This is a genomic window from Phyllobacterium sp. T2-21 (genome assembly GCF_055378485.1).
This window is the reverse complement of the sequence record NZ_AP027916.1, coordinates 59,416-85,662: the sequence shown is the minus strand read 5'-3', so window position 1 is coordinate 85,662 and position 26,247 is coordinate 59,416. Positions and strand designations below refer to the sequence as shown.

Sequence of the window (26,247 nt, the reverse complement as noted above, 5' to 3'; positions counted from 1 at the left end):
AGACTTCCATGCATCAACCAACAGGTGTCAAAGCACCCAGAAAAGCGGCACTTGCCAGCTGGATCGGGAGTGCCGTCGAGTACTATGATTTTTTTATCTACGGAACGGCAGCCGCGCTGATCTTTCCAAAGATTTTCTTTTCGGCCGCCAATCCGCAGGCGGCCGCCATCGCATCATTTGCCACCTTCGGCGTTGCCTATATTGCCCGACCGTTCGGGGCCGTCATTCTCGGTCACATCGGCGACAAATTCGGCCGTAAGAAAGTCCTGACCTTCACATTGCTGCTGATGGGCTTTTCGACCTTCATCATCGGTTGCCTGCCGACCTATGATCACGTCGGCATTCTCGCACCGATCCTGCTGGTCGTCGCGCGGCTGCTGCAGGGCATCTCGGCTGCAGGCGAACAGGCCGGGGCAAACTCGATGACCCTTGAGCACGCACCACCCAACCGGCGGGCGTTCTTTACAAGCTTCACCCTCAGCGGGACGCAGGCCGGGCTGATCCTGGCAACCCTCGTCTTCATTCCGCTCACCCGCCTGCCCGAGGCAGACCTGTTGTCCTGGGCCTGGCGTATTCCGTTCTTCCTAAGCCTCGTTGTCGTCGTCGTCGGTTTCTGGGTACGCCGCTCGCTGCCGGAAACACCGGTCTTCATCGAAGAGGCGAAGAAGCACGAGACGTCGAAACTGCCGCTCATAACACTGTTCAAACACAACTGGGCCGATGTGCTGCGCATTGTTTTTGCGGCCCTCATTTCTGTCGTCAGCACGATCTTCAGCGTCTTCACGCTGTCCTATGCGGTCAACACCATGCAGATCGACCGCTCGACCATGCTAACGGTGCTGGTGCTGGCCAACATTGTCGCCCTCGGGGCGATCCCGGCCTGGGCCATGCTGGCTGACCGCATCGGACGCAAGCCGGTGTTCATTTTCGGCGCTGTCGGCTGCGCCGTGTTGATCTGGCCCTATATCTGGGCGATCAGCCAGGCAAACCTGACACTGATCTTTGTTCTCGGCATCCTTTTGTCCGGCGTCGTCTACAGCGCCGCGAACGGTGTATGGCCAGCCCTCTACGGCGAAATGTTCGACACACGGGTGCGGCTCTCGGGCATGGCAATCGGAACGCAAATCGGTTTTGCCCTGGGTGGTTTTGCACCGACCATCAGCGCGGCGCTGCTCGGGACCGGCCCCAATGGCTGGATACCCGTGGCGGCGTTCACGACGATAACGGCGATGATCGCCGCGATTTCCGCCGCAACCGCGACGGAGACCTATCGGACACCGATGGAAGATCTCGGCAAGAAACCGGTCACCATTGCGGCCTGACTATCAACCAGACAGGCGGGAGCATGCTCCCGCCTGTCATTTCTGCTGGAGCAGGCCGATCACTGCATCGGCAATCATCTGTTTGTGTTTCTGCCTGCGGCCGGGCTCGGACAGGTCGATGCGGTGGATCGCACCGAAGGTATGACGATTTGCGACCCGGAAAAAGCAGAAGGCACTGATCATCATATGCACATCCACCGGCTCAAGGTCGGCACGGAACAATCCCTGCGCGCGCCCTCTTTCCAGGATCGCATCAATGATCTGGATGATCCGCAGATTGATTTCGCGGATTGTTGTCGCCTCTGCGAGGTGTTTGCCCTGATTGATGTTCTCGATGGTCACGAGCCGCACGAAATCCGTATGGCTGTCGTCGTTCTCGAATGTCTGGTCAATGACGCGGCGCAACGCCGCGACAGGATCGAGCAGATCCAGTTCCAGGGCAGATTCGATGGCTCTGATATCCGCATAGGCCTTTTCAAGCACGGCGAGGTAGAGCCCATCCTTACCGCCAAAATAGTAGTAGATCATCCGCTTGGAGGTCTGGGTCCGCTCGGCAATTGCGTCGACCCGTGCGCCGCTGAGGCCGAAGGTGGCGAACTCCTCAGTTGCCACGGCAAGAATATCGGCCTTGGTCCGCTCCGGATCGTTGGTTCGGCTGCGCTCAGGTCCTGACCGTTTGCTCGAAGGAAGATGGTTTGGCATGCTGGATCAATCTGTCTGCTGCAATAAACGATACCGCATAATGGGCGAACCTGTACGTACATGGCAATAGAGTGTTGAGCTGAGCTGTCTTTGGCTGACAAGGCCAGGGGTCCGGGAGAACAGCACTTGTCCCAACCTCCATTGGATCATTCAACGACCGAAACGGTTTTTCCAATTGGCCCGAGCAGCACAACCGAATCTCATTTCGATTTCCCCCACCGAAAGCGAGGCTGTTTATGTACTCGATGGTCTGTTCGATCACGACACAATTCTGGAGATTGATGAGCATTTTACCGATACTGATGGTGCGAACGATCATGTTTTTGCGTTGTTCGCCCTGATCGGCAAGCGCTGCCACCCCGGCTGCGCAATATCAAGGATCGGAGATTCCATACTTTCGAGAAGGCTGATGCATATCCGGCGCTGGCACACCGATCAACACCGAACTGATTCTCGATCATTGCGATTACCTTTTGCGTCTGGCCACCTCGATCGCCACGCGCACAGTCGCGCCGTCAACGATCCTCAAAAGAATATCTGCCTCGTCGAATTCCAGCGGGTTGTCCGGGATGCTATCCGCCTGTGCCGCGGCAGAACCAGCCGCAAGCAGCGCAAGACATACCGGAACGGCGAAGCCCCGTTTACAGTCATTTTAACAGCTCCAATACTGGCAATTTCCAATCCCCATCAACCGCCTTTGGTTTACGGCCGCGGCAACGCGAACAATGAAGCAACGGCCGCTCGCCGTTCATGGATGCATGAGCGGTCGCGCAAGCTGCAAGGGCAAGTACGCAACTGTTAATTTGTCGAGCTAATGAGGGGAGACGTTGCGTCCAGTGCTCCCCCTTGGGGCCACTGCGGCAGCGCCAGTCCGGCCTTCATCAGGCCGGCACCAAGGGTGTCTACAAGGACAGGCGCGTACTGGCGGGCGGCCATTTCCGCGCGAAAGCTCGTCCAGAATTGCCGGTTGCGCGATTTGAGCCGGGTGACAACCTCGCCAACCGTTTCCGTATCGCCAACTTGCGCTGCGGCTGCCAACTCAAGAATATTGGCGACATAATCGTCCGAACGGCCCATTTGCTGCACGCGCAGAAGCGCTTCCGCAAATTCACCCCGCCGATAGGCGTCAAGGGCCAGGGTCAGACCTGCGTCGCTGTGCGGAACCTCGTCGATCAGGCCCGCCTTGATCGCCAGTCCAGATCCTTCGGCCCACCGTCCCGCGGCAAAGAGCATTGCACCCAATCGGGCCGGGATGGCGCTATTCTGCGGATTAAGCGCCATTGCCCGATAACCGGAGACGAAGGCCGCTTCCGTCTGGCCATTGCGGAATTGTGCCAGCATGTGCGCGTAGTTGCTCAGATCCGACATCGGCGCAAGCGAGACGGATTTGTTTGCAAGAACAAGTGCACGTTCCGTCGCATCATTGGCAATGTCAGGCGCGGTCGACTCCAGCAGAAGAACCGCCAATTGGGCATTCACATCAGCATCGTTCGGGGCGACATTGAGCGTGGCTTCAAGGCAGGTCCTGGCTTCCCACATTTCATTGCCGCTGTGCCGCTCGATGGCGACAGCGGCGCGAAGCAGACACCCGTTCCCGATGGTCGGGGCTGCCAGTTCCCGCGTCAGTTCCGTGCTGTTGATCACGCCCCGCGCACCGGCAAAGCGATTGGCCAGATTGGTCACAAGTTCGCGGCGCAAATCTTCATTGGTTTTATTGCCGACAAGAATCTTCTCCACCCCGGATCGCAAAGCCTCGCCGGTGGCCGGATTGACAACCTGCCACCAGACCGTGCGTTCGCTCGCGGTGGAATGATATTTCAGCTTCACATGGTAGCGGCTCATTCGCCGGTCCGAGTTAAGGAAGGTCACACCTGCCGTCGGCTTCGAAGCGTCGCGGCCCATGGCCTGCGGCTGGTCAGGCGCGGACAGTTTGAGCGTATGAAACTGCGACAGGGCAATCATCAGGTAGTCGCGAATGAAAACGGCCTCGCCATCGGAGGGATCACCGGCAAGTTTCATCTCGATCGCAACATTCGGCTTATCGGAATAGATAGCCCCCCGCGCCAGGAAAGCCCAAAGGCCAAGGCATCCCGCAGCGATCGGCAAACCGAACAGCAGGAGATTTCGCAGGGAACCGATGTTCGCGGATTTCACGGCGTGGGGTGCATCGTCTTTGAATGCGGCATCCTCTGCCGGACTGACGCCGCTCTCCAGCTCCGCTATTCTTGAGAAAACGGGAATGTACCGACCCCGCGGCAATTCAATGTGCACGCTTCCAACATCCGTGCGCGCCTCGTAATACTGAACCAGCGACGCACGAAGGCGCGTGGCTTCTATTCTGACGATGGGATCGGTGGAGGGATCGAAACTGGACGGACGGCCGAAAACATCAACGGCGATGGTATAGGCCTTCACCGAGGCTGAGTTGCCTTCGAAAACCGCGTCGGCAACGTATCTTAGAAAGTTCCTGTTGCGCTCCGTGGAATGAAACTGTGCATCCGAAAGAAGCCGTTCCAGCTCCACTTTGGCATCTTCATCGGTTACGCCTGTGAGTTTCCGCGCGTCGACCATCTCGTCAACGTTCATTGCAGCCCTCGGCGATAGTTGAATTTCTTCGCCGCAGCGTTGTGGCGAGGGCGTTCGCTGCGGCTGGAAGCAATATCGGCGCTATGAGCGGTGCCTTCACGAATTGCTCAAGCTTCAGGCCCAGCTCGACCTGCTGTTCCGCAAGAACAAAGGTGCTGAGGGCGATCAGGAATTTTGCCCGCGCGCCGAGATCCATGATGAACGACTGGGCCTCTGGTGAAAGGGTGGACGAAAGGGAAAGCGGACCAAGCCGCGCGGGACTGACGAAGACAAGCGTCCGCTGTCCGGCCATGAGGGCGCTGTCGCACAGGACGGAAACGCGCCTCTGCATCTGATACAAAGGGCCGCCATCATATGCCAGAAACACCAGCTGATGCTCCGGATCGGGCCGGATAGCCGTCAGGTTTTCTGGCGAATTCTCACAGCTGTTGCCTTCAACGCTCATCGACGGTCAATCCCTGGTTATGTGGTGTGATGCCCACTCAGCTGCCCGCCCGGGCAAGACGGGCGGCGTTCCAGCTGGGAGTATTTTCCCGGGGCATCGTGCGTTAGCTCACCGCGATAGTTCTAGTTGGGTTCATTTCTGGAAGCGGAGACCCACTTCGATTTCCGCTTCCAGTCGAAAAGTACTTGGTGCGACCAGACGACCACTTAATTTAAATACTCGACCTTTAGGCGATTGATCTTTCCATTGAATGCAAATGGCTTGCGGTCGAAATATGCAAGTGAGACTGGTGAATAGCTGTCTCGACCAACGTCAAAAGCATCATTGGCAGTAAACGCAAGCGGTGTTGAGCGGGGGACACGACCCTTCGCTACGTCTTTGCCATCGACGCGGATGACGACGTCGAGCGCGGAGCGTACGCCGCCGGTCGCGCGTGTTTCGACTTCTATCTTGACCTTTCCGGTTGGGAGCGGGGTCGTCGATTCCAGCCGGGTCCGTTCAATCTCGAACAGATTGTACTCAAAGCTGAGTTTGCCGTTCTCTACCCACAACGAAAGACCTCCTGAAACGGCGCCAAGCGCGTAAAGCACTCCCTTCGAGTCCGGCTGGAGCTCTGCGTCGATAGTGACAAGGCTGCTTCGAGCTCCGAGTTTCGGTGCGGTAAACTCCGGAACGGCAACAACGTCCTGCGTGAACTCGAACTTCTTGGCCGGATTGGACGGCGCATCTTCCGGATGGAAGATCACGGACCACAAGCCTCCACCGACAGGATATACCTTGTTGTCTTGCGCAACCACATCGAACGCCTTCTTCAGCTCCTCGACTTTTTCGGGATGAGCTGCCGCGACGTCGTTGGCCTGTGAGAAATCGTTCTTGAGATCGTAGAGTTCCCAAACATCTTTATCCGGTGACCATTTCGCGATCGATGGATCGACACCCGCTTGCCAAGGTACCCTCGGTCCAAAGACCGAAGCTATCCAGCCGTCCTTATACATGGCGCGGCTGCCCATAACCTCGAAATACTGTTCCTTCTTCTGATCAGGTGCAGCGGGAGAGTCGAAGCTGTATACCATGCTGGTGCCGTCGAGCGGATCCTGCGTGACACCATCAACAAGCTTTGGCGGCGTGATATGCAGGACGTCGTAGATCGTCGGCACGATATCGTTGACGTGATGAAATTGCGGATGCGGCGTCGTGTCGTGCTTGATCTTTTCTGGCCAGGAAACCACGAGCGGCGTGCGCGTCCCACCATAATGCGCGGCGATCAGTTTTGTTGACTGATAGGGAGTGGAACCCGCCCACGCCCAGCCGGCATGGTACACGTTGTCGACCTTGGGCGATCCAAGCACATCCAGACCGCCGAGTTCGTTCATCGTGCGAATGTGATCTTTGACCTCGGAAGGAAGACCATTCTGCGCCAAGAGTTCGCTGATGGTACCGTTCTGGCCCTCGGCGCTCGAGCCGTTGTCGCCCCAGATGTAGAAGATGAGTGTGTTGTCACGAATACCCAGTTCGTCCAGGGTATCGATCAACCGGCCGGCCTGAGCATCCGCATGTTCGGTGTACCCAGCGAACACTTCCATGAGCCGGCGCTGGAATGGCTTTTCGTCCTCGGGAATATCGGCCCAAGCTGCAAGCGTTTTCGGTCGCGGCGTCAGCTCGGTGTCTTTCGGTATCCATCCGAGTTCTTTCTGACGGGCGAAGACGCGCTCGCGCATAGCATCCCAGCCGTCATCGAACTTGCCTTTATATTTGTCCGCCCATTCCTTGAAAATGTGATGTGGACCATGGGAGGCGCCAGGGGCCCAATACATGAAGAAAGGCCGATCCGGCGTCAGCGCACGCTCCTGCTTCATCCATGAGACCGCCTTGTCGGTCATGTCCTCGGTGAAGTGGTATTCTTTCTTGCCCTCGGAAGGATTCACCCGAACCGTGTTTTCGACAACTGCAGGTTCCCATTGGGAGGATTCTCCAGCAAGGAAACCGTAGAAGTAATCGAACCCGATCCCCTGCCCCGCTGGCCAATTCGTATAGGGACCGACGGCTGTGGTCTCGTTGGCCGGCGTGTTGTGCCATTTCCCGAAAGCACTCGTCGCATAGCCATAATCGCCAAGCACTTTCGCCGCGGTTGCGGAGGTGCGCGGTATCCGGCCGGAGTAGCCATCCCAATCATTTGCCAGTTCTGCGATCTGGCCATATCCCACCCGGTGATGATTGCGTCCGGTCAACAATGCTGCGCGCGTAGGAGAGCACATCGCGGCATTGTGGAAGCGATTGTACGATACGCCCTGGTCAGCAACACGGCTCAATGTGCGTGTTTTAATCACTCCGCCAAAGGTATCGGGAAGCGCCGGACCAACATCGTCGAGCATAATGACGATGATGTTTGGCGCATTGGCTGGAAGGTGTGATTGTACCGGCAACGGACTATAGGTCGATTCAGCAATCGTCGGGCCGGCCTTGCTCCCCGAAGGGGTTGGCGGAAAGGGCAATGATTCTTGGGCTAACGCCGGCGATCCCAAGAGCAGGGCTGTTGTGGTCGCCCCCAACCACCGTGTCCATAAATGCTTACTGAGAGACTTTTTCATCAATTTCTCCATATCTAACAACGCATCTGAAACCGACGTGACTTGTCGAAGTATCGATCGCTTCCGGATGGCGAGCTGCAGGCCGATAGCGACGGCAGTAATTTGGTGCACAAAGATGTGATCCGCCCTTCAGGACCTTTCGCGGTATTTTAATTTCAGGCTGACACGGGTCGTAGCTGGTAGACTTACCCCCCCCCGCGAGGGTTTTTGGGGATGCAGCAGGCTTTCGTCGTGCCTGCTTCGTGCCGAGGGGAGAACCAATCGGATGTCCACTCCCACACATTTCCAATCATGTCATAGAGACCGTATCCGTTGGCCGGAAAAGCTTTCACTGGGGACGTGCGGGAGTATCCGTCCAGGTTATGATTGACCGTTGGAAACGGTCCTTGCCAGGTATTGGCCATATGCCGGCCAGCAGGGGTTAAATCCGGTCCCCAAGCGAATTCGGCCTGCTCGAGCCCTCCTCTGGCGGCAAACTCCCATTCGGCTTCCGTAGGAAGATCCTTGCCTTTCCACCGTGCATACGCCAACGCGTCCTGGTGGGTGACGTGGACGACGGGATGATCATCTTGTCCTTCGATGCTGCTCGCTTGACCATGGGGACGACGCCAGTTGGCACCCTCTAGAAACGACCACCATTGTGTCCAGTCGTGAAGATCGACACGCCTCGTCGGCTCTCGAAAAACCAGCGACCCCGCATACAACATCTCGGGCAGTATGCCGGGATAGTCTCGTGGATCGGGCGCAGATTCTGCAAATGTGCGATATCCGGTTGCGGCCACGAACTCGGCAAACTGAGTATTGGTGACGGGAGTCTCATCAATGAAGAACCCATCGACACTGACGCGGTGAGCTGGTCTCTCTTCGGGGTAGTGATGATCCGAACCCATCCAGAACGTTCCGGCGCCCATGAAGATCATGCCGTCTCGCGCACGTTCTGATCGAAAACCCGCTCGAGCGGTATCAGTATGCATAGCCGATCCCCCGTCAAACCTATAATCAGATGCATATTGAACCGCATCGTGCAGTTACCTAGGCGGCTCGCTGCAGGTTCAATCGACGTAGATTTGGACGTAGCGCCCACCGGAGGGCTGGTAGTAGACACTGCCGCAGCGCCACACCACGGCGCCATAGACGCTGGTGCTGACGCAGCCGCCAGGCAGAGTGGCGGCATATATCGTGGTGCGACGAACGACCCGGCGTGTCGTGCGTCGGGCGACGCCGGCCACGCTATATGGCGTCAACGGCCGTCCGATAATTGCCTGCGCTTCGGAAACGAACGGACTGAACGGCAGCGGCAGGACACTGTCCACCGCGAGCATGGCCAACACAGCGATGGCAGCCACCAAGAGTTTACTGTACAATTTGGGCATCTTCATTCTCCCGCCTGGAGTGACAGTTCGCCGGAGACATCGGCATGCACCTGTTCGAGCTTTTTAGCGCCCGCAGGCGGGGAGAACGCGAACTGGGCGGCATCGATCCCATCGGTCTTCCAGTTTCTCAGCCGCAGTGTGTATTCCGGCGCACCGGTGACCCATTTGGTTGTGATGACGTATTTGAGCGGCAACGGCTTGTCGCCCTTGCTGATCCAGATCTGCCAATCGACGGCATCGGTCCTGAATGCGAGATGTTCGCATTCGATCCCATCCACAACAGCCGAGCCAACGACGGTTCCCTCGGTGACCCCGTCGGTCAGAACGGCATAAGGATTGCTTGCCAGCAAGTCAGCACCGGGAGCGTCGAGGCCGGTAGATTCGCGGAACCCCTCGGTCGCTTCCTCGACACTTGGGCCGGTACTTTCGATCTGCGCGTAGACGTTCATTCCCTTGCCATAGAGCGATATCATCTTACCGTCGAATGTCACTTCCACGTCGGCATACGGTCCCTTGCGAGTTATCCGGAAGCCCTTGTCGCGATCGAGTTCAATGGAACCCGAAGCGCTGTACTGGATCTTCTGACCCTTCAGGGTGACGATCTCGTGATCGGCGTCGTAGTCGGCGCTGACAGTTGAAAGCGTCTTTAGATTGTTGGTCATGGCGCTGAGAATCTTGTCCGCGGCCGGATCGATCACAATCTGCGCCTGCGCCGAAGCTGCCAATGGCGTGAACGCCATGCCAACCGCCACGCTTAGCGCCAATACACGCATGCGCGAAGCGGAAACTTTATGCCATCGTTCAAGTATCATTTTTTTCACGGCCTTACCTTAAAAAATAGCGCGCCTATCATGAGCTGAAACCTACCTACCCGTCCCGGCAATGGAGCGTACCCCAAAGGCCTCGCCGACCTGACGTGGCGGCAGACCGACTGAGGAGGCCTGCTGTCCACTGAACCAATTCCTTCGCCCGGATAGCGCCGACTCGCCGGCAGAGATCCCCGGACTGAACTGAGACGGCTGAGCGTGAAAGAATGGGAGCGCTCAAAATAGTCCATCGAACTTCCAGCATATCTTCAATCAATCCGACTAATGCCCCGCTTGAGCCGCTTCACAGGGGCTATCCGCAGCAGCAACCGCCATCAAACCGATCATGACGTGATCAACCGGCAAATTCTAACCAGTCTGTTTCTAGCACAGGCGGATCACGGGTCTTGCCATTTTGGGCCAATGTCTGTGAGGTGACATTTTTAAATGTGGTCCACGTTTGTTGTTGGTTTTCCAGTTCAATTCCCATTGTTGACAAGGAGAATTACGGATGAAGAAACCTCGTTTTTCTGTTGAGCAGACTGTTTCGGCGCTGAAGCAGGCGGAGCTTGGATTGGCTGTCGCTGACCTGATCCGGAAAATTGGCATATCGGAACAGGCGTTTTATCGCTGGAAGAAGCAGTGTGCCGGGCTGGAATCCGATCAGGTCCGGGAACTCAAAAGGGTTCTGGAAGAGAATGCGCGGCTGAAGAAACTGGTGGCGGAACTCAGCTTGGACAAAGCCGTTCTACAGGATGTTCTGGCAAAAAAAGTTCCCGGGCCAGCGCTCATGAAACAGGTTGTTGCCTATGTGACGGCATATCACGGCGACAGCGAGCGCCGGGCCTTTGCATTGACATGCCAGCATCGTTCTACCCGCGCAAACCCAGCCAGCGTGATCCTCGAACGGAGCTTCGCCAGCGCATGCACGATATTGTCCGCACGCGCATTCGTTGTGGGTATGGACGGCTTCATGTCATGCTGCGACGGGAGGGCCGGCATGCGGGACGCAATCTAATCTATCGGCTTTATCGTGAGGAAGGCCTTGTTTTAAAGCGAAAAGGCCGCGTCGCTGCAAGATGGTGATACCGGGAAGATAAGGTTCTGCCGTTGAAATCCAATCAGGCATGGGCACTGGACTTCGTGCACGAGCAGCTCACGAACGGACAAATATCCGGGCATTGACGGTCGCGGATATCTATACCCGCGAAGCCCCGGCGATTGAAGTCAGCCACCGTTTGCGAGGAGAACATGTGGTCAATGCCCTCGATTGATTGACGCGTACGGGCGACACTCTGATCCAGGGTCGCCTCTTGCAGGTAAGTTCCGATGCCAATCTTGGAGCCTCAACGGGTGGCCTGACATTCGAGGGCGGTGCACTGCGGACGACGTCGAGTTTCGATACCTCACGCTCGATCTCCCTTCAGCCCACGGGGCTCATAGACGTTGCGGATGCAACGACGCTCGGTCTCGCCGGCGCGATAACCGGATCGGGCGATCTGCTAAAGGATGGTGATGGAACGCTGATTCTAAGCGGCAAAAACAGCTATGGAGACACGCTGATTCAAGCCGGCACGCTCATCGGCAACACCAACTCGATCTCCGGTGATATCGGCAATGCCGGTACGCTCGTTTTTGATCAGGGTGTTGACGGTAGCTTTAAGGGCAACGTCGTCGGGCTTTCGGACGCAGAAGGAGCTGTGGTCAAGCGCGGAACGGGTTGTCCTGCATCATCAGCTCGACAAGCTAGTGCCAGGCGCGTTCAGACTGATGGCCAATCTCGTGCAGCCGGCCTGACATCCCAGGCCGGCGGTTCAATCGCTCCATTCAACCCTTCGACATATCCAGCGGCGGCTCGACACCAGCCTTGAGCGGGCTGACATAGGGCGTACGAGCTGTCTGCTGGGCGAGCGCATGTTTGGAATCCTCGAGCAGAACCGGGTTGGTGAGAACAGCCAGGCCAAGCGCCGCCATGGCCTTGGCCGCATGTACCATGGCTTTGTGCGCTGCCGGCGCCTTGCCCTGCGCAACCACTTGCCACGTATGGAAGGGCGTGCCGATAGCGACCGTTGGCGCATGCACCTGCACGGTCGGAACGACCCAGCTGACATCCGCAATATCGGTGGAGCCGATGAAGGGTTTGCGCACTGTGTCAAAGGGCACAAGAAACTCCGCTAGTGGTGCATCGGTAACCGGCATGCCGATCGCTTGATAGACCGACGCTATCTCCTGCTCTGACAGAGTTTCACGAATCCGCCGGGCAAAATTGCGGTCATTGTCATCAAAAGCCGGGGCACCGAGTTCTTCCATCGCGCGGTACAGCGCCTGTTCGAGCGGCTTGTTGCCCAGCGTGTTGGAGACGGCGCTGATGATTTTCATGTCAACGCGCGTCTCGGTCATCATCGCCGCACCCTGCGCGATCTTGTGAACCCGCTCCACCAGATCGAGCATGCCCGACAAATCCATGGCGCGAATGGAGTAACGCACTCGCGCATGGGCCTGCACCACATTGGGTGCTATCCCGCCCGTATCGAGCACGGCGGAATGCACCCGCGCATCGGAAGGCATATGCTCGCGCATGTAGTTGACGCCGACGCTCATCAGTTCCACCGCGTCCAAGGCACTGCGTCCGAGATGCGGGGAGGCTGCCGCATGGGCCGCCCGCCCGGTGAAAACAAAGTCGGCACGGGTATTAGCCAATGACAGGGCAGGCGCGACTTCCCAGAAACTGTAGGGATGCCACGAGATTGCAACATCCACATCATCGAAGGTCCCGGCCCGCACCATAAAGGCCTTTGCCGCACCACCCTCTTCGGCCGGGCAGCCATAATAGCGCACCCGTCCGGCAATTCCCTTCTCGGCCAGAAAGTTTTTCAGCCCCACTGCCGCCAGCAAAGCGCCCGCGCCCAGAAGGTTGTGGCCGCAGCCGTGTCCGTTGCCGCCAGCTTCGACAGCGCTGTATTGCGTCATCCCGGCCTCTTGAGACAGGCCCGGCAAGGCATCATATTCCCCGAGGAAGGCAATGACCGGTCCGCCCTCGCCGGCCTCTCCAACGACGGACGTGGGAATGCCCGCCACGCCTTCCGTGATCCGGAACCCGTGATGCAGCAACTCCGCCTTGTGTTCGGCAACCGACCGGACTTCCGTGTAGCATACTTCCGGCATGGCCCAGACGCGGTCGCTCATTTCAATGAGCCGCTGCTTTTCGTCTTCGACCATTTGCCACAGTCCCTGTCGGTCATTCATGCTCATCTGCTTGTTCCTTTATCTCTCAGAGTTGTGCAGCGTCGTCGAAGACCAGCGCGGAAGCCGGTGGAACGGCACCTTCAAACCAGAATGCCGCAGCGGCACGTGACATGGCAGCGCCGTCATGGCCCACCCCTTCCACCCTGACAAGCCTCCAGTTGAATTCCATTCCAAGGCGCTTCGCCGCGCGCTCGGCAAACCCATAGACGAAATGCGCGCGCGCATAACGTGAACGCCCCTGTGCAAGCGCCTCCGGCTGGGAGGGCAGGTTCGGGTCATCCTCGGCTATGTCCTGATCGCCTGCGAAAATATGCATCGGATAGGCAAGCCAGCGCGCAAGCTCGGTCTCGGACAGCCCGATCCCGCCCGTCCCCTCGGGAAATTGCCGTTGCAGGTCCGGCAACGTGTACCAGCCGGGATTGGCGGCAATGACAGCGGAAAAGACACTGGGATTCTGTGTCGCCAGCAGGCGATGCGCAAACTGGCCGCCGGCGGAATGCCCGAACAGGCGGGCCTGCACCAGCCGGGTTACGCCACTGGCCTGAAGCGCGGCAAAGATGCGGGCCGGAACACCATAGAGCCATTCCTCTCGCTTGCGCGCCTCACCGTTTGCGTCCATGACAAGGCCGTTATTGTAGCTTTCGGCCTCCGGAAACTGCGCATCGGAAAATGTCGGGGCAACAATCAGCAGCTTGTGTTTCTCAGCCGCCGGTATCCAGAAATCCCGATACTCGTCGCCATTGCGCAGCATGCCGTGCTGGACAATGACCACGGGATCGTCAGGGCCATGGGCTTGCGGCCGGTAGAAATGAACGGTCAGCGGCCGGTCAGGATGGAACCTGTCAATGTGGGGTATCGCGCTGCTTCCAGTCGCGGGAATGAGGGGGACGGACGTCATGCTATCTCCGAGTTATGTAAATGGCAGGCCGCGCTCTGCCCTGGAGCGACGTCCCTGAGTTCGGGGCGGCGTTCACGGCATACCGGCATCGCCTGGCCGCAGCGCGGATGAAACGGACAGCCGGTTGGTGGGTCGAGCGGCGATGGCAAGTCTCCCTTGAGCGGCTCAAAACTGCGCTTGCGCCGGCTGATGGACGGGCTGGCATGGATCAGCGAGGCACTATAGGGATGTGCCGGCTTGCTGAAGATTGCCGCAGCGGAGCCGATCTCGACGATGCGTCCGAGATACATGATCGCTATGCGGTCGCTGATATGCCGGACGATACCCAAATCATGGCTGACAAACAGATAGGTCAGCCCGTAACGCTCGCGCAAATCCATGAACAGATTGATGACCTGCGCCTGGATGGACACGTCAAGTGCAGACACCGGTTCGTCACAGACCAGAAAATCAGGCTTCACCGCGAGCGCGCGAGCAATACCGATGCGCTGGCGCTGTCCGCCGGAAAACTGGTGCGGATACCGATCCCGGTAGGCCAGATCAAGGCCGACTTCCTCCAGTGCCTGATTGACGGTACCGGTAATTTCGCTCTTGGGCATCAGCCGGTGCACTTTAAGGGCTTCCCCGACGATCTGGCTGACACGCATGCGCGGATCAAGCGAGGCATAGGGATCCTGGAAGATCATCTGCACCTTGAGCAGGAAGTTCAGCCGTTCCTTGCCCTTGAGTTTGCCGACAGGCTGCCGGTCATAGATCACCTCACCGGCGCTTGGCTGGTGAATGCCCGTCGCCATGCGCGACAAGGTGGATTTGCCGCATCCCGATTCCCCGACGAGGCCCAGAACCTCGCCGCGCTGGATGCTCAGGTCTACCCCGTCAACGGCACGCAGGACACGTGGCGGCGCAGCCTGGCCGGCGAGGGCCAAAATACGTTCGGCCATGGAGGATTTGGCATGGAAGTGTTTCTCGACACCCCGCATTTCAAAGAAAGGTTCAGTCACGGCCTGGCCTCCTGAACTGGCGCGGGATGGGCTGCCTGCGGCACGGGATTATGGCAGTGCAAACCCCGGCCATCGATCACCTGCCGGACCGGATAGCTCTGGGAACAGACCGGCTGCACCCGTTCACAGCGCGGCCGGAACGGGCATCCGCCCGGGCGGGCGTCGATCCGGGGTGCATTGCCGTCAATCTGATGCAGGCGCTCGCCTGGCCTGACCATGCCGGTGGATGAATTCAGCAAACCAAGCGTATAGGGATGCAAGGGCCGGTCGAGCACGTCATCAACCGTACCGGTTTCCACAATCTGGCCCGCATACATCACGGCCACACGGTCGGCAAGTTCAGCCACCACCGCCAGATCATGAGTAATCCAGAGCACGGCAGTACCGGTTTCACGCGCCAATTTCTGCACTTCATAGAGAATCTGACTCTGAATAGTCACGTCCAGCGCCGTTGTCGGCTCATCGGCAATGATCAGGTCCGGATTATTGAGAAGCGCCATGGCAATGGCCACGCGCTGGCGCATGCCACCGGAAAATTCGTGCGGATATTGTTTCAGCCGCACTTCCGGCGAGGAAATCCCGACGCGCCCGAGGGCTGCCACCGCTTCCTTCGCCGCCTGGGCCTGACCGCAGGCACGATGTTCAAGAATCGCCTCGCACATCTGCTCGCCAATGGTCAGCACAGGATTGAGTGTTGACAGCGGGTCCTGAAAGATCATGGCGATGCGATCGCCGCGCAAATTGCGCAGGCGTTCGCCGGAAGCGCCGCGCAGGTTCTCGCCATTGAACAGCACGTCGCCCGCGACGATTTCACCTGGCGGGTCGATGAGCTGCACCAGCGAGAAACCGGTAACCGATTTGCCCGAACCGGATTCACCGACCAGACACAATACTTCGCCGCGCTCGACCGTCAGGTCAATGCCATCCACCGCAGGCCATGCGCCGCCGAGCAGATGAAAGACGGTTTTGAGACCGCGTACTTCCAATAGAGGCGCCATCACCCACCCTTTACGTTAAAGCTGCGGCGCAGGCGGTCGCCGACAAAGTTGAGTGACATGATCAGCAGCACAAGCGCGAGACCGGGGAAGACAGCAATCCAGTATTCGCCGGAAAGCAGGTAGTCGAACCCGTTGGCAATCAGCAATCCGAGGGATGGCTGGGTCACGGGAACCCCTACCCCAAGAAACGACAACGTGGCTTCCAGCGTGATTGCGCTGGCAATATTGATCGTGGAAACGACGAGGACCGCGCCAATCGAATTGGGCAGCAGATGTGCCAGCATGATGTAGGGTGTCGGCAGCCCGAAATTGACGGCTGCCTCGATGTATTCCTTGCGGCGCTCCACCAATGCCGATGCCCGCATCAGGCGCGCATATTGCGCCCATTGCACCAGCATGATGGCGAAAATCACCTTGTCCACGCCGCGTCCCACCGATGCCAGCAGGACGAGGGCAACAAGAATGGACGGAAAACCCAGCATGAAATCGACGATGCGCATGATCAGTGCGTCCACCATGCCGCCCAGCTGGGCGGCAAGCAGGCCTGCCGCAACCCCGATCGTCAACGCGCCCAGCGTTGAAAGCAGGCCAACTAGGAGGCTGGTGCGCAGCCCATACAGGATGGCGCTGACCATATCGCGGCCTTGCGCATCGGTTCCCAGCCAGTAGACCGAGCCGCTCATGCTCGCGGCCCCGGGCGCCAGCCGGTTATCCATGACGCTGAGCGTGGCAAGTTCATAGGGGTTTTGCGGGGCAATCAGCGGGGCAAAGACCGCAAGCAGAACGAGGCAGGCCAGCAATATGCCGGCACCGCGTGTCGTCGGCTTTTTGCGGATGCCGCGCAAGACTTTGCGGCGCAGCGGCGTCGCCGTATCATCCGGAATGATCGGCTTGTTCATACCATATCTCCGGACAGTTTTACGCGCGGATCAAGAACCGCATAGAGCACGTCGACAATGAAATTGACGGCCACGAACAAAAGCGTTGCCAGCATCACATAGGCAACGACGACAGGGCGATCGAGCTGATAGATGCTGTCGATCAGCAATTTGCCCATGCCCGGCCAGGAAAAGACTGTTTCCGTGATCGTGGAGAAAGCCACAAGGCTGCCAAACTCAATACCGACCACGGTCACAACGGGGATGAGGATATTGCGCAGCACATGCCTGCCGACGATACGCCGGCGCCTCACGCCCTTTGCCCGGGCAAATTTCACATAATCCTGCGTCATGGCTTCCGTCGTGCCGGCAGCCACCAGACGGATCATCAGCGCCATGTTCGGTATGGCGAGATTGAGCGAAGGCAGAATCAGATGCCGCAAACCATCCGTGGTAAACAGGCTGGTCTGAATGCCGAGAAATGCAACCGTTTCGCCCCGTCCCGCGGTCGGCAGCCAGCCCAGCGCCACGCTGAACAACAGAACCAGCATCATTCCCTTCCAGAAACTGGGCAGGGAAAAGCCGATCACAGTACCTGTCATAATCACCCGCGACGCGCGGCTATCGGGATTGAGGCCCGCCAGCAGACCCAGCGGAATGCCGATCACGGCGGCTCCCGTCATCGACAGGAGCACCAGTTCGAAGGTCGCTGGCAATCGGGCGAGGATCAGGGAAACGACCGGCACGCCGTGCACGAAGGAAGTGCCGAGGTCGCCTTTCATCGCATTGAGCAGAAAGGTGAAATATTGCTGCCACACCGGCAGATCCAGTCCAAGCCGCTTGATCAGCGCCAGCCTTTCGGCGGCGCTGACCTGCGGCGGAACCAGCAGTTCAACTGGATCACCAATGCCATAGACGGCGAAGAACACAGCGATGGATACTGCAACAAGAACCAGAGCACTCTGGATCAGCCGCTGAAGAATATAAGCTGTCATGGCATATCACTCAGATTTCTGTCCTGCGCCGGCTTATTTCGCCGGCTTGACGGACATCGCCAAAGTGAACTGGTCTGAGCGGCCGGTGTAGGTGAGGTTGGCCTTGTGTGCCCACACAGCGCTTTCGAAATGCAGCGGGATGAACGCAAAATCCTTCATCATTTCGGTCTGTGCCTGCTGCAGCAGGGATGAACGCTTGGCATCGTCCAGCGTCGAAATCGCCTCCAGGATCAGCTTGTCAAAAGCGGGGTTGGAATAACCACCATAGTTGGAACCGCCGACCGTGCCCTCCTTGTTGGGTGTTGCCGGCCACTGACGCAGGAAGGATGAGGCCTCACCGCTGGTCGATCCCCACCCGCCGATTGCTATACTCAACTCCTTCTTCGAACGGCGCGGGAAGTAGATGGCGCGGGTCATGGCGTCAACATCAGCCTTGATGCCGACCTGCGTCAAATATTGCGCCACGGCCTGCGTGATCTGACTGTCGTTGATGTAGCGGTCATTGGTGGTGGAAAGCGTCAGCTGAAAGCCGTTTGTATAGCCTGCTTCAGCAAGAAGTTTCTTGGCTTCAGCCGGGTCATAACGCAGCTCCGGCGGATTGGGCAGCGTGCCGAACATGCCGGTTGGCAGAAACTGGTAGGCGGGTTCAGCTGCGCCATCCATCAGGCGCGCAACGATTGCCTTGCGGTCGATGGCGAGCGACATCGCCTGGCGCACACGCACATCCTGCAGCGGATTCTTGCCGTCGGCAGCCTTGACAAAGGGGCTTTGAGCGCGACCGACATCAAGCTGGTAATAGATCACGCGCGTCGTCGGCGTAATCACATAACCGAAGCGCTTGTCATCCTTGATACGGGCCAGGTCGCGGGCGGCCGGATTTTCAATCACGTCATAGTCGCCGGCGAGCAGACCGGCCAGTCGCGGTGCTGCATTGGGCACCGGCAGAAAGCGGACGCTTTCCCACGGTTCGGCATCGCCCCAATATTTGTCATTGCGGTCGAGATCGATGGCGGAGCCCCGTACATAGCTTTTCAATTTGTAGGGGCCGGTTCCGATGGCGAGCTTGCCGTCATTGAAATCCCCGACCACCGGCCAGGCCCCGGTAACGCCGCAATTCTTGCCAATATCGAAACTGAGCTTGTCGTGCTTGACGATGGAAGAGCTCAAAACACCGACGGTGCCGAGGAATGTCGGCAGCAGCGGTTCAGGCGCCTTGGTGGTAATGACGACGGTGTGCGCGTCCGGCGTTGCGACGGATTCGAAATTGCCGGTAATGTCGGCGAATGAACCGGCAATCGCGGTTTCGTTCTTCAATGTACGGCAGAACGTAAAGACCACGTCATCCGCGGTGAAAGGCGAACCGTCCGAGAATGTGACGCCCTCACGCAGCTTGAAAGTCCAGGTGTTCTTTCCGTCATTTTCCCACGAGGTTGCGAGCGCCGGATGCAGTTTCTGTTTTTCATCCTGCCTGGTCAGCCCTTCAAAGATGTGGGCCGTTAGGGCATTATTCGGTGTAAGATCGTGATAATGCGGGTCGATCGCGGTCGGCTCGGAGCCAAGGGCAATGCGTAAAGGCTGTGCATGAGCAGAGCCGGCGAAAAGACATGTTGTCAGTAGGCATGCCAATAGTGTCTGTTTATGCATAAAGTTCTCCGTTCCCCAACGTCTCGTCATTTTTGACATGTTTATTTTCAAAAATAACGTATATGAAAATTTTATGCCGTCAACACCGGAAACGCGTATGTCAAAAACGTTGAACCCAAAATCCGATTTCTCCAACCGCATGTCTGCCGCTTACCCTTCCCTGAGCAAATCGCACCGCAGGATTGCCGACTTCGTGCTGGCAAGGCCGCTTGATGTTGTCGCGATGTCCATCGAAGGCCTGGCCCAGTCGAGCGGCAGCTCCACGGCCACCATCACCCGCTTCGTTCGCGCGGCGGGCTACAGCGGCTATGCCGAGTTCCGCGAGAAAATCGTTTCAGATTTTCAGTTTGTGCCAGAAGAAATCATTGCCGTTGACGATACGGGCAAGGAGACAGGTCAAAGGATTTTGTCATTGCACAGCCTGCTGGCGGACAATGCGGACAACATCAGGGATACGATAGCCAATATCGATAACGCCACGTCTTCCGGTTTCATCGCGGCGCTGATCAACGCAAAGCGGATCATCATTCTGGGCACCGGTGCAAGCCACTACGCCGCAACGTTTCTGGAAGAAGGCCTGGCGCTCTACACGGAAAAAAGCGTCTCGAACATTCTGTCCAGAGGCGCCTCCGAATATTCCAACAATTTCGTGCGGTCCGTGGACGAAGGCGACGTCGTCATTGCCGTCTCGATGCCGCGTTATTCAAACAATACCGTGCAGCTGTCGAAAGCGGCCAAAGAGAAGGGCGCTTTGATTCTGGCAATCACCGACAGCCCGACCTCGCCCCTGGTTCCCGTCGCTGACATCATCCTGTTTGCACCCGCCCGCAACCGTCTCTTGCCGAATTCACCCGCAGCGATTTTCGCACTCGCGGACGCCATTGTCACTGCCGTCGCAGCCCGCCGTCCGGATATTGTCGCCTCGACGATCGGCGTCCCGCCCGAAGACCTGTTCCTGTGATCCCTACTTCTCGACGGCCGCGCCAAAACCCGCGCGGAAGGCCGCAAGATCAGCAACGCTGACATCCGACACCGCCCAGAACGTCAGGCCACCACTGGACCATTCGGCAAAATTATAGCCCTCGCGTGTCCTGCTTGCCGCCGCAATGGGAGATGCCGGCCAGACGAACACATTGATGACGTAACCGTGCCGGCGGTACACCAGATCCGGTCAGAATAACCGCTTCTCCAGCTGTTTTTTCTAAAAAATGAGATGAAGGAAGAAGCTCCTCTCCTGTTCGGTATGGTGATACCGAGTTATTTGGCTTTATTCGTCACCGTCTTGACGAACTCGCCAAGTTCCATCGGGAACGGGAACACAATTGTTGAAGTTTTCTCATTTGCGATCACGTTCAGCGTACTGAGATAACGTAGCTGCATTGCTTCGGGCCGTTGGCTGAGGATTTGAGCGGCCTCCAGTAGCTTTTGCGCGGCCTGTTGCTCACCGTCGGCATTAATGACTTTGGCCCGCCGTTCGCGTTCGGCCTCAGCCTGCCGGGCGATGGCGCGGATCATGGTTTCGTTGAGATCGACACGTTTGATCTCGACATTTGCAACCTTGATGCCCCAGGCGTCAGTCTGTGCATCGAGAATTTCCTGAATATCGCTGTTGAGCTTGTCGCGCTCGGCCAGCATCTCGTCGAGATCGTGCTTGCCGAGGACGGAGCGCAACGTCGTCTGAGCAAGCTGGCTCGTCGCCATCATGAAGTCCTCGACCTGGATCATCGCTCGCTCCGCGTCGATCACACGGAAATAGAGGACAGCGTTGACGCTAACCGAAACATTGTCCCTCGAGATTACATCTTGGCTTGGCACATCAAGCACGACCGTCCGCAAATCGACACGCAGCATCTGCTGAATGAAAGGGATGAGGATGACCAGACCCGGGCCCTTGACGCCGGTGAAACGGCCGAGCGTGAACACGACGCCGCGTTGATATTCCCGCAATATCTTGATTGAGGCAGCCAGGAGCATCAGCAGGATGATGATGATCGGAACAAAAATGGCGATAAACATTGGAAAATCCTCCACTAGCTCTCCTCCGGTTGATCGGGTTCGACCCTAAGGGTGAGGTCTTCGAGACCGGCTATACGAACCTTCTGCCCTGTTTTCAGGGGTGCCTCGGACATTGCTGCCCATCGTTCACCATGGGCGAGGACATGGCCACGGCCCTCGTGCCAGTCAAGCACCGTCCCTTGGGTTCTCATCATCTCCTCGCTGCCCGTAACAACCGGACGTTTGTGAGAAGAAAAGACCAGACGGACCACAACTAAAGAAAGCGCCAGACCGGCAAGGGAAACCCCGCCAATTACCGGCCAAGAAATGCGAAAGGCCGGAATGTCGGTGTCGATCAATATCGTGGCGCCGAATATGAAAGCGATGACGCCGCCAATGCCCAAAACGCCAAAAGTCGGGTTCATCGCTTCTGCAGCCATCAACGCAAGACCAAGGATGATGAGACCAAGGCCGGCAAAATTCACAGGCAATACAGCGAGTGCGTACAAGCCGATCAGAAGGCTGATCGCACCGATCGTCCCGGGAAAATACGAACCAGGAGCCATGAATTCGAAGATCAGTCCGTAGACGCCGATCATCATCAGGATCAACGCGACGTTCGGGTTTGTGATCACCATCAACAACTGAGTGCGCCAGTCCGGTTTGATCTGCTCATAGGCAAGGCCTCTGGTGTTGAGCGAAATCCTGTTTCCTCCGACGTTTACGCTACGGCCATCTACCTGCGCTAGAAGATCATCCACACTCGTTGCGAGGATATCGATCACATTTTCCTTGAGTGCTGCGTTCGAGGAAAGGCTCAACGCCTCGCGCACCGCTTTTTCAGCCCAATCTACATTCCGTCCGCGCAATTCGGCGAGCGAGCGGATATAGGCCGTAGCATCGTTGATCGCCTTTGCCTCCATCGGGGTGTGCTGCATCGCCGAGGTCGTGGCATCTTCACGTTCTTTCTTGGTCTTGGTGTCTTGATCCTCGTCCTTCTTTCCTTCGCCGCCGCCCGGAATGGGCAAATCGGTGATCTGGACCGGCGTCGCAGCGCCAAGATTGGTCCCCGGCGCCATCGCCGCTATATGGCTGGCATAAAGAATATAGGTGCCCGCGCTCGCCGCGCGCGCGCCGCTTGGGCTGACATATGTGGCCACGGGCACGGGCGAAGCGAGGATAGCGCGAATGATAGCGCGCATCGAAACATCCAAACCACCAGGGGTGTCCATTTGCAGAATAACGAGAGGCGCGTTGCGCTCGGCCGCGGTTCGCAAGCCCCGCAATATATAGTCGGATAGCGCCGGACCAATGATCCCTTCGACCTGCAGCACAAGTGCGTTATGGGCGGCCAGAGGGGTTTGTGCATTGTTCGGCAAGACCGACAACAGGATGCCAAGAAACGCTACGGTAATGGAAAGCACGGCACGATTATACGCAAACCATTCTCCGATGATTTTCCTCATCAGTTCCATGGTTTAGTTTACATCAGAACATAAGATTCTGCTACATGACTACCTGAGTTTGCGCTGGGCTCAGGGATTTGCGTGGAGCCGGTATTAGCCATTCGCAAATGGTCTTCAAACCGAAGCTGTTGCCGGCTCGCAAGACCTCTTGGTTGAAACTCTTAGTGATCGGTTCAACCTACATTTCACCTTGTTCGGGTTGTATGTATGGTCCCTATAGCCTCGCTCATTCGCTTATCAGCCGCTCAGTGAAATGACGACAGAACTGTTTATCTGGTAAGTGACGCTGTGGCAGAAGCCGGTGTGCCTGATCGAGTTCCCCCACCATTCCGTTCTTCCATCCTCGGGCAGATTCAATCGGTTGTCGTGGTCTGCCCCCCGCAAAGTGATCCTTTAGGAAGTATGGCTTTTGAGTCGATAAAGTGTGAAAAAGCACTGAACAGTGACCCCATATCGAACCGGATCCATCGTGCTGATTTCACTGCGAAAATTGGCGCTGACCAAGGGGGTCCGGAAGACATTTGTTATGACCCTTCGAAAACATCGGAAAAAGAAGATGGATCAGACACTTGAGTGTTCCAGCGCGCCAGGATCATTGTTCAATGCGTTTTCACAATCAGTGGAATTCAACAGTGAGTTGGAATATTGCATCCGTTTTCCTTCTGTCGGCGCCTTCTCTCCGCATTCAAGCCGGGCTTGCCCGGGGTTGAATATTTCCTATGTTGAAGCAGGCAAGGTCAAGCTCAGTCTGCGGAGAAAGGATCCCCCCTTGTCTCACGCAGCTTTGCGCGCCTCCGCAATTCGCAACGGCGCGGTGGGGCGCGCGTACATGCGCTCCAGATAGGCGCTCAGATGCGGAAAGTCGCCGATGAGCCGGTATTCGTTCGCCCAGTCGATGAGATGGGCGGTCACGCAATCAGCGATAGTGATCCGGTCGCCAACGATGAACTCACGGCCCTCCATATGCTTTTCTAGGATCTTTGCCATAGTGGTGAAATCTTCTCGCGCCAAAGCAATGTCTGCGGGCGAGCGCTTTTCCTCCGGGTAGAGAAAATCGTGTCTCGTGATACGCCACAGCGGCTGCTCGAGTTCCGTCACCGCAAACATCATCCAGCGATAGACTTGGGCACGTTCCTTGATATCAGCAGGTAGGAGCTTTTTCTCCGGATATTTTTCGGCGAGATACAGCACGATCGCCGCCGATTCCGGGATGACCAAATCGCCATCAATGAGAACAGGAACTTTGCCCGCCGGGTTGAGGCGCAGGTAATCGGGCGTCCTCTGCTCGCCCTTGAGCAGATTGACCGGGATGAATTCGAAATCCAGTCCAAGCTCTTTCAAGCCCCAGAGGGCACGCAACGAGCGGGTTGCAGCAAAACCGTAAAGCTTCATGTCTTATCTCCCCATTTCGTCAAAGCGCACTTTTATCAAGCATGACGCGGCCGCTTTCTTTGCGCCGATGGCCGTGCGCATACATAACGCGTTCAGGCACCCGGAATCGGCAGAACCGGCATGACTTCGACGCCCTCGCCGGGAAAAACCGTGAAATGCGGATGGTTTTCGAATAATTTGGCCGCGTCGTCATGCGAAGCCGCACGAACCACGGTGAAGCCGACCAGCGCGTTGCTGATGTCCTTGATGCCGTGATCGCCGATCGACTTGGTTTTGCCAAGCGGTCCGCCATCGACGGCGATCAATGCTTTGTGTTTCTCGACCCAGCCTTGCCAGGCCGCTAGGCCTTCCTGCATCTTGGCTTGCCGGTCCTTTTCAGAGAGTTTTTCCCACGCCTTCATGCGTGCGCTGTCTTTGCTGCCGGTATAGACGGCCAGGAATAGGTCTTGCATGCTCATGCGTCCTCCGCTGGGTGAACGAAGCCAGGAGGCATCCACTCCTTGACATATTAAGTTGATATCAACATAATTATCTTATGTCAACCTCCGTGATTCTGCCTTTTGAAACCACATTGATGGTACGTGATTGCTGCCTGTGTCTGCATATGCAACGGGCAGCACGCAATCTCGCGCGGATATTCGACGATGCCTTGCGTCCGCTCGATCTCACTAACGGGCAATTTTCGTTGCTCATGGCGCTTAATCGCCCGCATCCGCCCACGATGAAGGAGGTTTCGTCGTTGCTGGCCATGGATCGCACCACGCTGACTGCCGCGCTGAAGCCGCTGGAGCGGCGTGGCCTCATCAAAATCGCTCAGGACGAGAATGACAAACGTAGCCGCCGGCTCACGCTGACGCCGGCAGGGCACCGCCTGCTTACAAAAGCATTTCCGATATGGCAGCAAACGCATACGGTTATCGAAAAGCAATTTTCGCAACGAGAGGTCGATCACCTGCGCGAGCAATTACGCGCGCTGTCGTGAAATGCCGTTGTGAAACCCAAGGAGCTTGTCGAGCGCCGGCGGGGCATTAAGTCCGGCAGCACGATCGCAGAAACTTCAACCCCCTCCTCTGGATCTACAAGTCGGTGCACAGCCCTTGCCGGCGCCAAATCAAAAAGGGGCTATAAGGCGATGGATCCGAACGGCTTGGGTGATGCTCCGGCAGCCCCATCCGAGATAGCCAAATTACTTGTGATGCGTCGTAATCCCCATGACGTTGACACCGGTGTCAGCACCGACCGCTTTAGGGTTCTTGGAATCACCGGTCCTGAAGTTGATATTATGATCTCAAATTCCAACATCGCGCTTCCCATGGCTGGTGTCGAACAGCCTGGGTTCAGCGTCACAGGTGAGGAAGTTGCCACTTCAATGGCTCGGCCCACTGCCGTCAATGACAGCAACGTGCCGCTCCGCAACAAGCTTTGGGCCTATCCGGCATCCCTGGTCCTTCTGAGCCTCTTTATCGTCTATCAGCTTTACCGCTATTCCTTCACGCACGGTTTTGGACCCATCGTTCTCACCGTCTTCGACATTTTCGTCATGGCGCTCATTTGGCATAAGTATCGGCTTGTCCGAAGGCATGCCACCCGACATTGACAAATTCACCACATGCTCCTCACAGGAAAGCCCCTGCGTCCGGAGATACTCATCGCACTTTGCATTTGGATCGGAATGGCAAAGAGCTTCTCGAAAACAGATGGAGACTACTCCATCGCGCACTTGAATTATGATGTGTAAAACATTACTATTTGACTTTGGTGCTTTTCAATATATGGTACAGCCACTGATTTTCATATCCGAGATGGTCATTGAAATGTTCTAAATCGAGCCGCGGCCATATTCGCAATGCCAGCCCGATTTGTTTGTTGCAGCATAATTGCTCGCGACACTGGCGCGGGAGAAAACGAGCCT

The 26,247-nt window shown here is 57.3% G+C and carries 23 protein-coding genes and 4 pseudogenes; 8 read left to right on the top strand and 19 right to left on the bottom strand.

All coding sequences use genetic code 11. The features are described 5' to 3' along the window. The first annotated feature begins 8 nt into the window (after nucleotides 1–8). Entirely contained in the window at nucleotides 9–1,322 is a 1,314-nt protein-coding gene (locus ACZ5FP_RS25175; RefSeq protein WP_464665234.1) for an MFS transporter, read from the top strand. Nucleotides 1,323–1,358: 36 nt separating this feature from the next. Here ACZ5FP_RS25175 and ACZ5FP_RS25170 read toward each other — a convergent pair whose 3' ends face one another. Beyond that, nucleotides 1,359–2,024, bottom strand: coding sequence for a TetR/AcrR family transcriptional regulator (locus tag ACZ5FP_RS25170; RefSeq protein WP_464665233.1), 666 nt, complete (start codon nucleotides 2,022–2,024; stop codon nucleotides 1,359–1,361). Nucleotides 2,025–2,220: 196 nt separating this feature from the next. Here ACZ5FP_RS25170 and ACZ5FP_RS25165 point away from each other — a divergent pair. After that, a pseudogene (locus tag ACZ5FP_RS25165) lies at nucleotides 2,221–2,599 on the top strand (Tn3 family transposase); the annotation flags it as partial. A 223-nt stretch (nucleotides 2,600–2,822) separates the two neighbouring features. Here ACZ5FP_RS25165 and ACZ5FP_RS25160 read toward each other — a convergent pair. The 6 genes and pseudogenes from ACZ5FP_RS25160 to ACZ5FP_RS25135 form a co-directional block, all read right to left on the bottom strand. Continuing rightward, on the bottom strand, nucleotides 2,823–4,610 hold the full coding sequence (locus ACZ5FP_RS25160; protein WP_464665232.1) for a hypothetical protein: 1,788 nt from the start codon (nucleotides 4,608–4,610) through the stop codon (nucleotides 2,823–2,825). Beyond that, nucleotides 4,600–5,055, bottom strand: coding sequence for a hypothetical protein (locus tag ACZ5FP_RS25155; protein WP_464665231.1), 456 nt, complete (start codon nucleotides 5,053–5,055; stop codon nucleotides 4,600–4,602). The genes ACZ5FP_RS25160 and ACZ5FP_RS25155 overlap by 11 nt, the downstream gene beginning before the upstream one ends. A gap of 206 nt (nucleotides 5,056–5,261) precedes the next feature. Then, nucleotides 5,262–7,643, bottom strand: a complete 2,382-nt coding sequence (locus ACZ5FP_RS25150) for an arylsulfatase (protein ID WP_464665230.1) — start codon at nucleotides 7,641–7,643, stop codon at nucleotides 5,262–5,264. Then, nucleotides 7,624–8,563: pseudogene (locus tag ACZ5FP_RS25145) on the bottom strand (formylglycine-generating enzyme family protein). Before ACZ5FP_RS25145 ends, ACZ5FP_RS25150 begins: the two are co-directional and overlap by 20 nt. Nucleotides 8,564–8,695: 132 nt before the next feature. After that, a complete protein-coding gene (locus ACZ5FP_RS25140; protein ID WP_464665397.1) occupies nucleotides 8,696–8,965 on the bottom strand; it encodes a hypothetical protein in 270 nt (89 codons plus the stop codon). Between the two features lie 53 nt (nucleotides 8,966–9,018). Further along, on the bottom strand, nucleotides 9,019–9,756 hold the full coding sequence (locus ACZ5FP_RS25135) for a DUF2092 domain-containing protein (protein ID WP_464665229.1): 738 nt from the start codon (nucleotides 9,754–9,756) through the stop codon (nucleotides 9,019–9,021). A 577-nt stretch (nucleotides 9,757–10,333) separates the two neighbouring features. Between ACZ5FP_RS25135 and ACZ5FP_RS25130 the strand changes: the two are divergent. The 3 genes and pseudogenes from ACZ5FP_RS25130 to ACZ5FP_RS25120 all read left to right on the top strand — a co-directional run. After that, nucleotides 10,334–10,486: pseudogene (locus ACZ5FP_RS25130) on the top strand (transposase); the annotation flags it as partial. A gap of 194 nt (nucleotides 10,487–10,680) precedes the next feature. Beyond that, nucleotides 10,681–10,908, top strand: a complete 228-nt coding sequence (locus ACZ5FP_RS25125) for an IS3 family transposase (RefSeq protein WP_464665228.1) — start codon at nucleotides 10,681–10,683, stop codon at nucleotides 10,906–10,908. A gap of 188 nt (nucleotides 10,909–11,096) precedes the next feature. After that, a pseudogene (locus ACZ5FP_RS25120) lies at nucleotides 11,097–11,366 on the top strand (autotransporter outer membrane beta-barrel domain-containing protein); the annotation flags it as partial. Between the two features lie 283 nt (nucleotides 11,367–11,649). On the opposite strand, the gene ACZ5FP_RS25115 reads toward ACZ5FP_RS25120, so the two are convergent. Genes ACZ5FP_RS25115 through ACZ5FP_RS25085 form a run of 7 tightly spaced genes read right to left on the bottom strand, consistent with a single transcriptional unit; the run spans nucleotide 11,650 to nucleotide 19,482 of the window. Next, nucleotides 11,650–13,068, bottom strand: coding sequence for a M20 family metallopeptidase (locus tag ACZ5FP_RS25115; protein ID WP_464665396.1), 1,419 nt, complete (start codon nucleotides 13,066–13,068; stop codon nucleotides 11,650–11,652). A gap of 25 nt (nucleotides 13,069–13,093) precedes the next feature. Further along, nucleotides 13,094–13,966: an alpha/beta hydrolase-fold protein gene (locus tag ACZ5FP_RS25110; RefSeq protein ID WP_464665227.1), complete on the bottom strand. Its 873-nt coding sequence runs from the start codon at nucleotides 13,964–13,966 to the stop codon at nucleotides 13,094–13,096. Further along, nucleotides 13,963–14,946: an ABC transporter ATP-binding protein gene (locus ACZ5FP_RS25105; protein WP_464665395.1), complete on the bottom strand. Its 984-nt coding sequence runs from the start codon at nucleotides 14,944–14,946 to the stop codon at nucleotides 13,963–13,965. Before ACZ5FP_RS25105 ends, ACZ5FP_RS25110 begins: the two co-directional genes overlap by 4 nt. Nucleotides 14,947–14,963: 17 nt before the next feature. After that, entirely contained in the window at nucleotides 14,964–15,965 is a 1,002-nt protein-coding gene (locus ACZ5FP_RS25100) for an ABC transporter ATP-binding protein (RefSeq protein ID WP_464665226.1), read from the bottom strand. Further along, the gene (locus tag ACZ5FP_RS25095) at nucleotides 15,965–16,864 is read right to left on the bottom strand and encodes an ABC transporter permease (RefSeq protein ID WP_464665225.1); all 900 of its coding nucleotides are present in this window, start codon (nucleotides 16,862–16,864) and stop codon (nucleotides 15,965–15,967) included. The genes ACZ5FP_RS25100 and ACZ5FP_RS25095 overlap by 1 nt, the downstream gene beginning before the upstream one ends. Further along, nucleotides 16,861–17,838: an ABC transporter permease gene (locus ACZ5FP_RS25090; protein ID WP_464665224.1), complete on the bottom strand. Its 978-nt coding sequence runs from the start codon at nucleotides 17,836–17,838 to the stop codon at nucleotides 16,861–16,863. The genes ACZ5FP_RS25095 and ACZ5FP_RS25090 overlap by 4 nt, the downstream gene beginning before the upstream one ends. A 33-nt stretch (nucleotides 17,839–17,871) precedes the next feature. Next, complete coding sequence (locus ACZ5FP_RS25085; RefSeq protein WP_464665223.1) at nucleotides 17,872–19,482, bottom strand: ABC transporter substrate-binding protein; 1,611 nt, start codon at nucleotides 19,480–19,482, stop codon at nucleotides 17,872–17,874. A 97-nt stretch (nucleotides 19,483–19,579) separates the two neighbouring features. Between ACZ5FP_RS25085 and ACZ5FP_RS25080 the strand changes: the two genes are divergently transcribed. Then, nucleotides 19,580–20,443: a MurR/RpiR family transcriptional regulator gene (locus tag ACZ5FP_RS25080; protein WP_464665222.1), complete on the top strand. Its 864-nt coding sequence runs from the start codon at nucleotides 19,580–19,582 to the stop codon at nucleotides 20,441–20,443. Between the two features lie 3 nt (nucleotides 20,444–20,446). Here ACZ5FP_RS25080 and ACZ5FP_RS25075 read toward each other — a convergent pair whose 3' ends face one another. The 5 genes from ACZ5FP_RS25075 to ACZ5FP_RS25055 form a co-directional block, all read right to left on the bottom strand. Then, nucleotides 20,447–20,644, bottom strand: coding sequence for an anti-sigma factor family protein (locus ACZ5FP_RS25075; protein WP_464665221.1), 198 nt, complete (start codon nucleotides 20,642–20,644; stop codon nucleotides 20,447–20,449). A 95-nt stretch (nucleotides 20,645–20,739) separates the two neighbouring features. Beyond that, nucleotides 20,740–21,498 carry a slipin family protein gene (locus ACZ5FP_RS25070; protein ID WP_464665220.1) on the bottom strand — a complete coding sequence of 253 codons (759 nt, stop codon included), beginning with the start codon at nucleotides 21,496–21,498 and terminating at the stop codon, nucleotides 20,740–20,742. Nucleotides 21,499–21,512: 14 nt separating this feature from the next. Next, the gene (locus tag ACZ5FP_RS25065; RefSeq protein ID WP_464665394.1) at nucleotides 21,513–22,943 is read right to left on the bottom strand and encodes an NfeD family protein; all 1,431 of its coding nucleotides are present in this window, start codon (nucleotides 22,941–22,943) and stop codon (nucleotides 21,513–21,515) included. Nucleotides 22,944–23,717: 774 nt separating this feature from the next. Further along, a complete protein-coding gene (locus ACZ5FP_RS25060) occupies nucleotides 23,718–24,335 on the bottom strand; it encodes a glutathione S-transferase family protein (protein ID WP_464665219.1) in 618 nt (205 codons plus the stop codon). 92 nt (nucleotides 24,336–24,427) lie between these two features. After that, nucleotides 24,428–24,793 carry a YciI family protein gene (locus ACZ5FP_RS25055; RefSeq protein ID WP_464665218.1) on the bottom strand — a complete coding sequence of 122 codons (366 nt, stop codon included), beginning with the start codon at nucleotides 24,791–24,793 and terminating at the stop codon, nucleotides 24,428–24,430. Nucleotides 24,794–24,870: 77 nt separating this feature from the next. Here ACZ5FP_RS25055 and ACZ5FP_RS25050 point away from each other — a divergent pair, with 77 nt between their 5' ends. Beyond that, nucleotides 24,871–25,317, top strand: coding sequence for a MarR family winged helix-turn-helix transcriptional regulator (locus tag ACZ5FP_RS25050; RefSeq protein ID WP_464665217.1), 447 nt, complete (start codon nucleotides 24,871–24,873; stop codon nucleotides 25,315–25,317). A 150-nt stretch (nucleotides 25,318–25,467) separates the two neighbouring features. Next, nucleotides 25,468–25,932 carry a DUF2127 domain-containing protein gene (locus ACZ5FP_RS25045; RefSeq protein ID WP_464665216.1) on the top strand — a complete coding sequence of 155 codons (465 nt, stop codon included), beginning with the start codon at nucleotides 25,468–25,470 and terminating at the stop codon, nucleotides 25,930–25,932. Nucleotides 25,933–26,247 lie beyond the last annotated feature (315 nt).

Excerpts from the sequence above, each read along its gene's own strand:
- ACZ5FP_RS25105 (WP_464665395.1), bottom strand. The coding sequence starts at position 14,946 with ATGCGGGGTGTCGAGAAACACTTCCATGCCAAATCCTCCATGGCCGAA.
- ACZ5FP_RS25155 (WP_464665231.1), bottom strand. The coding sequence starts at position 5,055 with ATGAGCGTTGAAGGCAACAGCTGTGAGAATTCGCCAGAAAACCTGACG.
- ACZ5FP_RS25160 (WP_464665232.1), bottom strand. The coding sequence starts at position 4,610 with ATGAACGTTGACGAGATGGTCGACGCGCGGAAACTCACAGGCGTAACC.
- ACZ5FP_RS25055 (WP_464665218.1), bottom strand. The coding sequence starts at position 24,793 with ATGAGCATGCAAGACCTATTCCTGGCCGTCTATACCGGCAGCAAAGAC.
- ACZ5FP_RS25090 (WP_464665224.1), bottom strand. The coding sequence starts at position 17,838 with ATGACAGCTTATATTCTTCAGCGGCTGATCCAGAGTGCTCTGGTTCTT.
- ACZ5FP_RS25050 (WP_464665217.1), top strand. The coding sequence starts at position 24,871 with ATGTCAACCTCCGTGATTCTGCCTTTTGAAACCACATTGATGGTACGT.
- ACZ5FP_RS25045 (WP_464665216.1), top strand. The coding sequence starts at position 25,468 with ATGGATCCGAACGGCTTGGGTGATGCTCCGGCAGCCCCATCCGAGATA.
- ACZ5FP_RS25095 (WP_464665225.1), bottom strand. The coding sequence starts at position 16,864 with ATGAACAAGCCGATCATTCCGGATGATACGGCGACGCCGCTGCGCCGC.
- ACZ5FP_RS25080 (WP_464665222.1), top strand. The coding sequence starts at position 19,580 with ATGTCAAAAACGTTGAACCCAAAATCCGATTTCTCCAACCGCATGTCT.
- ACZ5FP_RS25100 (WP_464665226.1), bottom strand. The coding sequence starts at position 15,965 with ATGGCGCCTCTATTGGAAGTACGCGGTCTCAAAACCGTCTTTCATCTG.
- ACZ5FP_RS25115 (WP_464665396.1), bottom strand. The coding sequence starts at position 13,068 with ATGAATGACCGACAGGGACTGTGGCAAATGGTCGAAGACGAAAAGCAG.
- ACZ5FP_RS25150 (WP_464665230.1), bottom strand. The coding sequence starts at position 7,643 with ATGAAAAAGTCTCTCAGTAAGCATTTATGGACACGGTGGTTGGGGGCG.
- ACZ5FP_RS25070 (WP_464665220.1), bottom strand. The coding sequence starts at position 21,498 with ATGTTTATCGCCATTTTTGTTCCGATCATCATCATCCTGCTGATGCTC.
- ACZ5FP_RS25065 (WP_464665394.1), bottom strand. The coding sequence starts at position 22,943 with ATGAGGAAAATCATCGGAGAATGGTTTGCGTATAATCGTGCCGTGCTT.
- ACZ5FP_RS25060 (WP_464665219.1), bottom strand. The coding sequence starts at position 24,335 with ATGAAGCTTTACGGTTTTGCTGCAACCCGCTCGTTGCGTGCCCTCTGG.
- ACZ5FP_RS25110 (WP_464665227.1), bottom strand. The coding sequence starts at position 13,966 with ATGACGTCCGTCCCCCTCATTCCCGCGACTGGAAGCAGCGCGATACCC.
- ACZ5FP_RS25140 (WP_464665397.1), bottom strand. The coding sequence starts at position 8,965 with ATGCTCGCGGTGGACAGTGTCCTGCCGCTGCCGTTCAGTCCGTTCGTT.
- ACZ5FP_RS25175 (WP_464665234.1), top strand. The coding sequence starts at position 9 with ATGCATCAACCAACAGGTGTCAAAGCACCCAGAAAAGCGGCACTTGCC.
- ACZ5FP_RS25085 (WP_464665223.1), bottom strand. The coding sequence starts at position 19,482 with ATGCATAAACAGACACTATTGGCATGCCTACTGACAACATGTCTTTTC.
- ACZ5FP_RS25125 (WP_464665228.1), top strand. The coding sequence starts at position 10,681 with ATGCCAGCATCGTTCTACCCGCGCAAACCCAGCCAGCGTGATCCTCGA.
- ACZ5FP_RS25135 (WP_464665229.1), bottom strand. The coding sequence starts at position 9,756 with ATGGCGTTCACGCCATTGGCAGCTTCGGCGCAGGCGCAGATTGTGATC.
- ACZ5FP_RS25170 (WP_464665233.1), bottom strand. The coding sequence starts at position 2,024 with ATGCCAAACCATCTTCCTTCGAGCAAACGGTCAGGACCTGAGCGCAGC.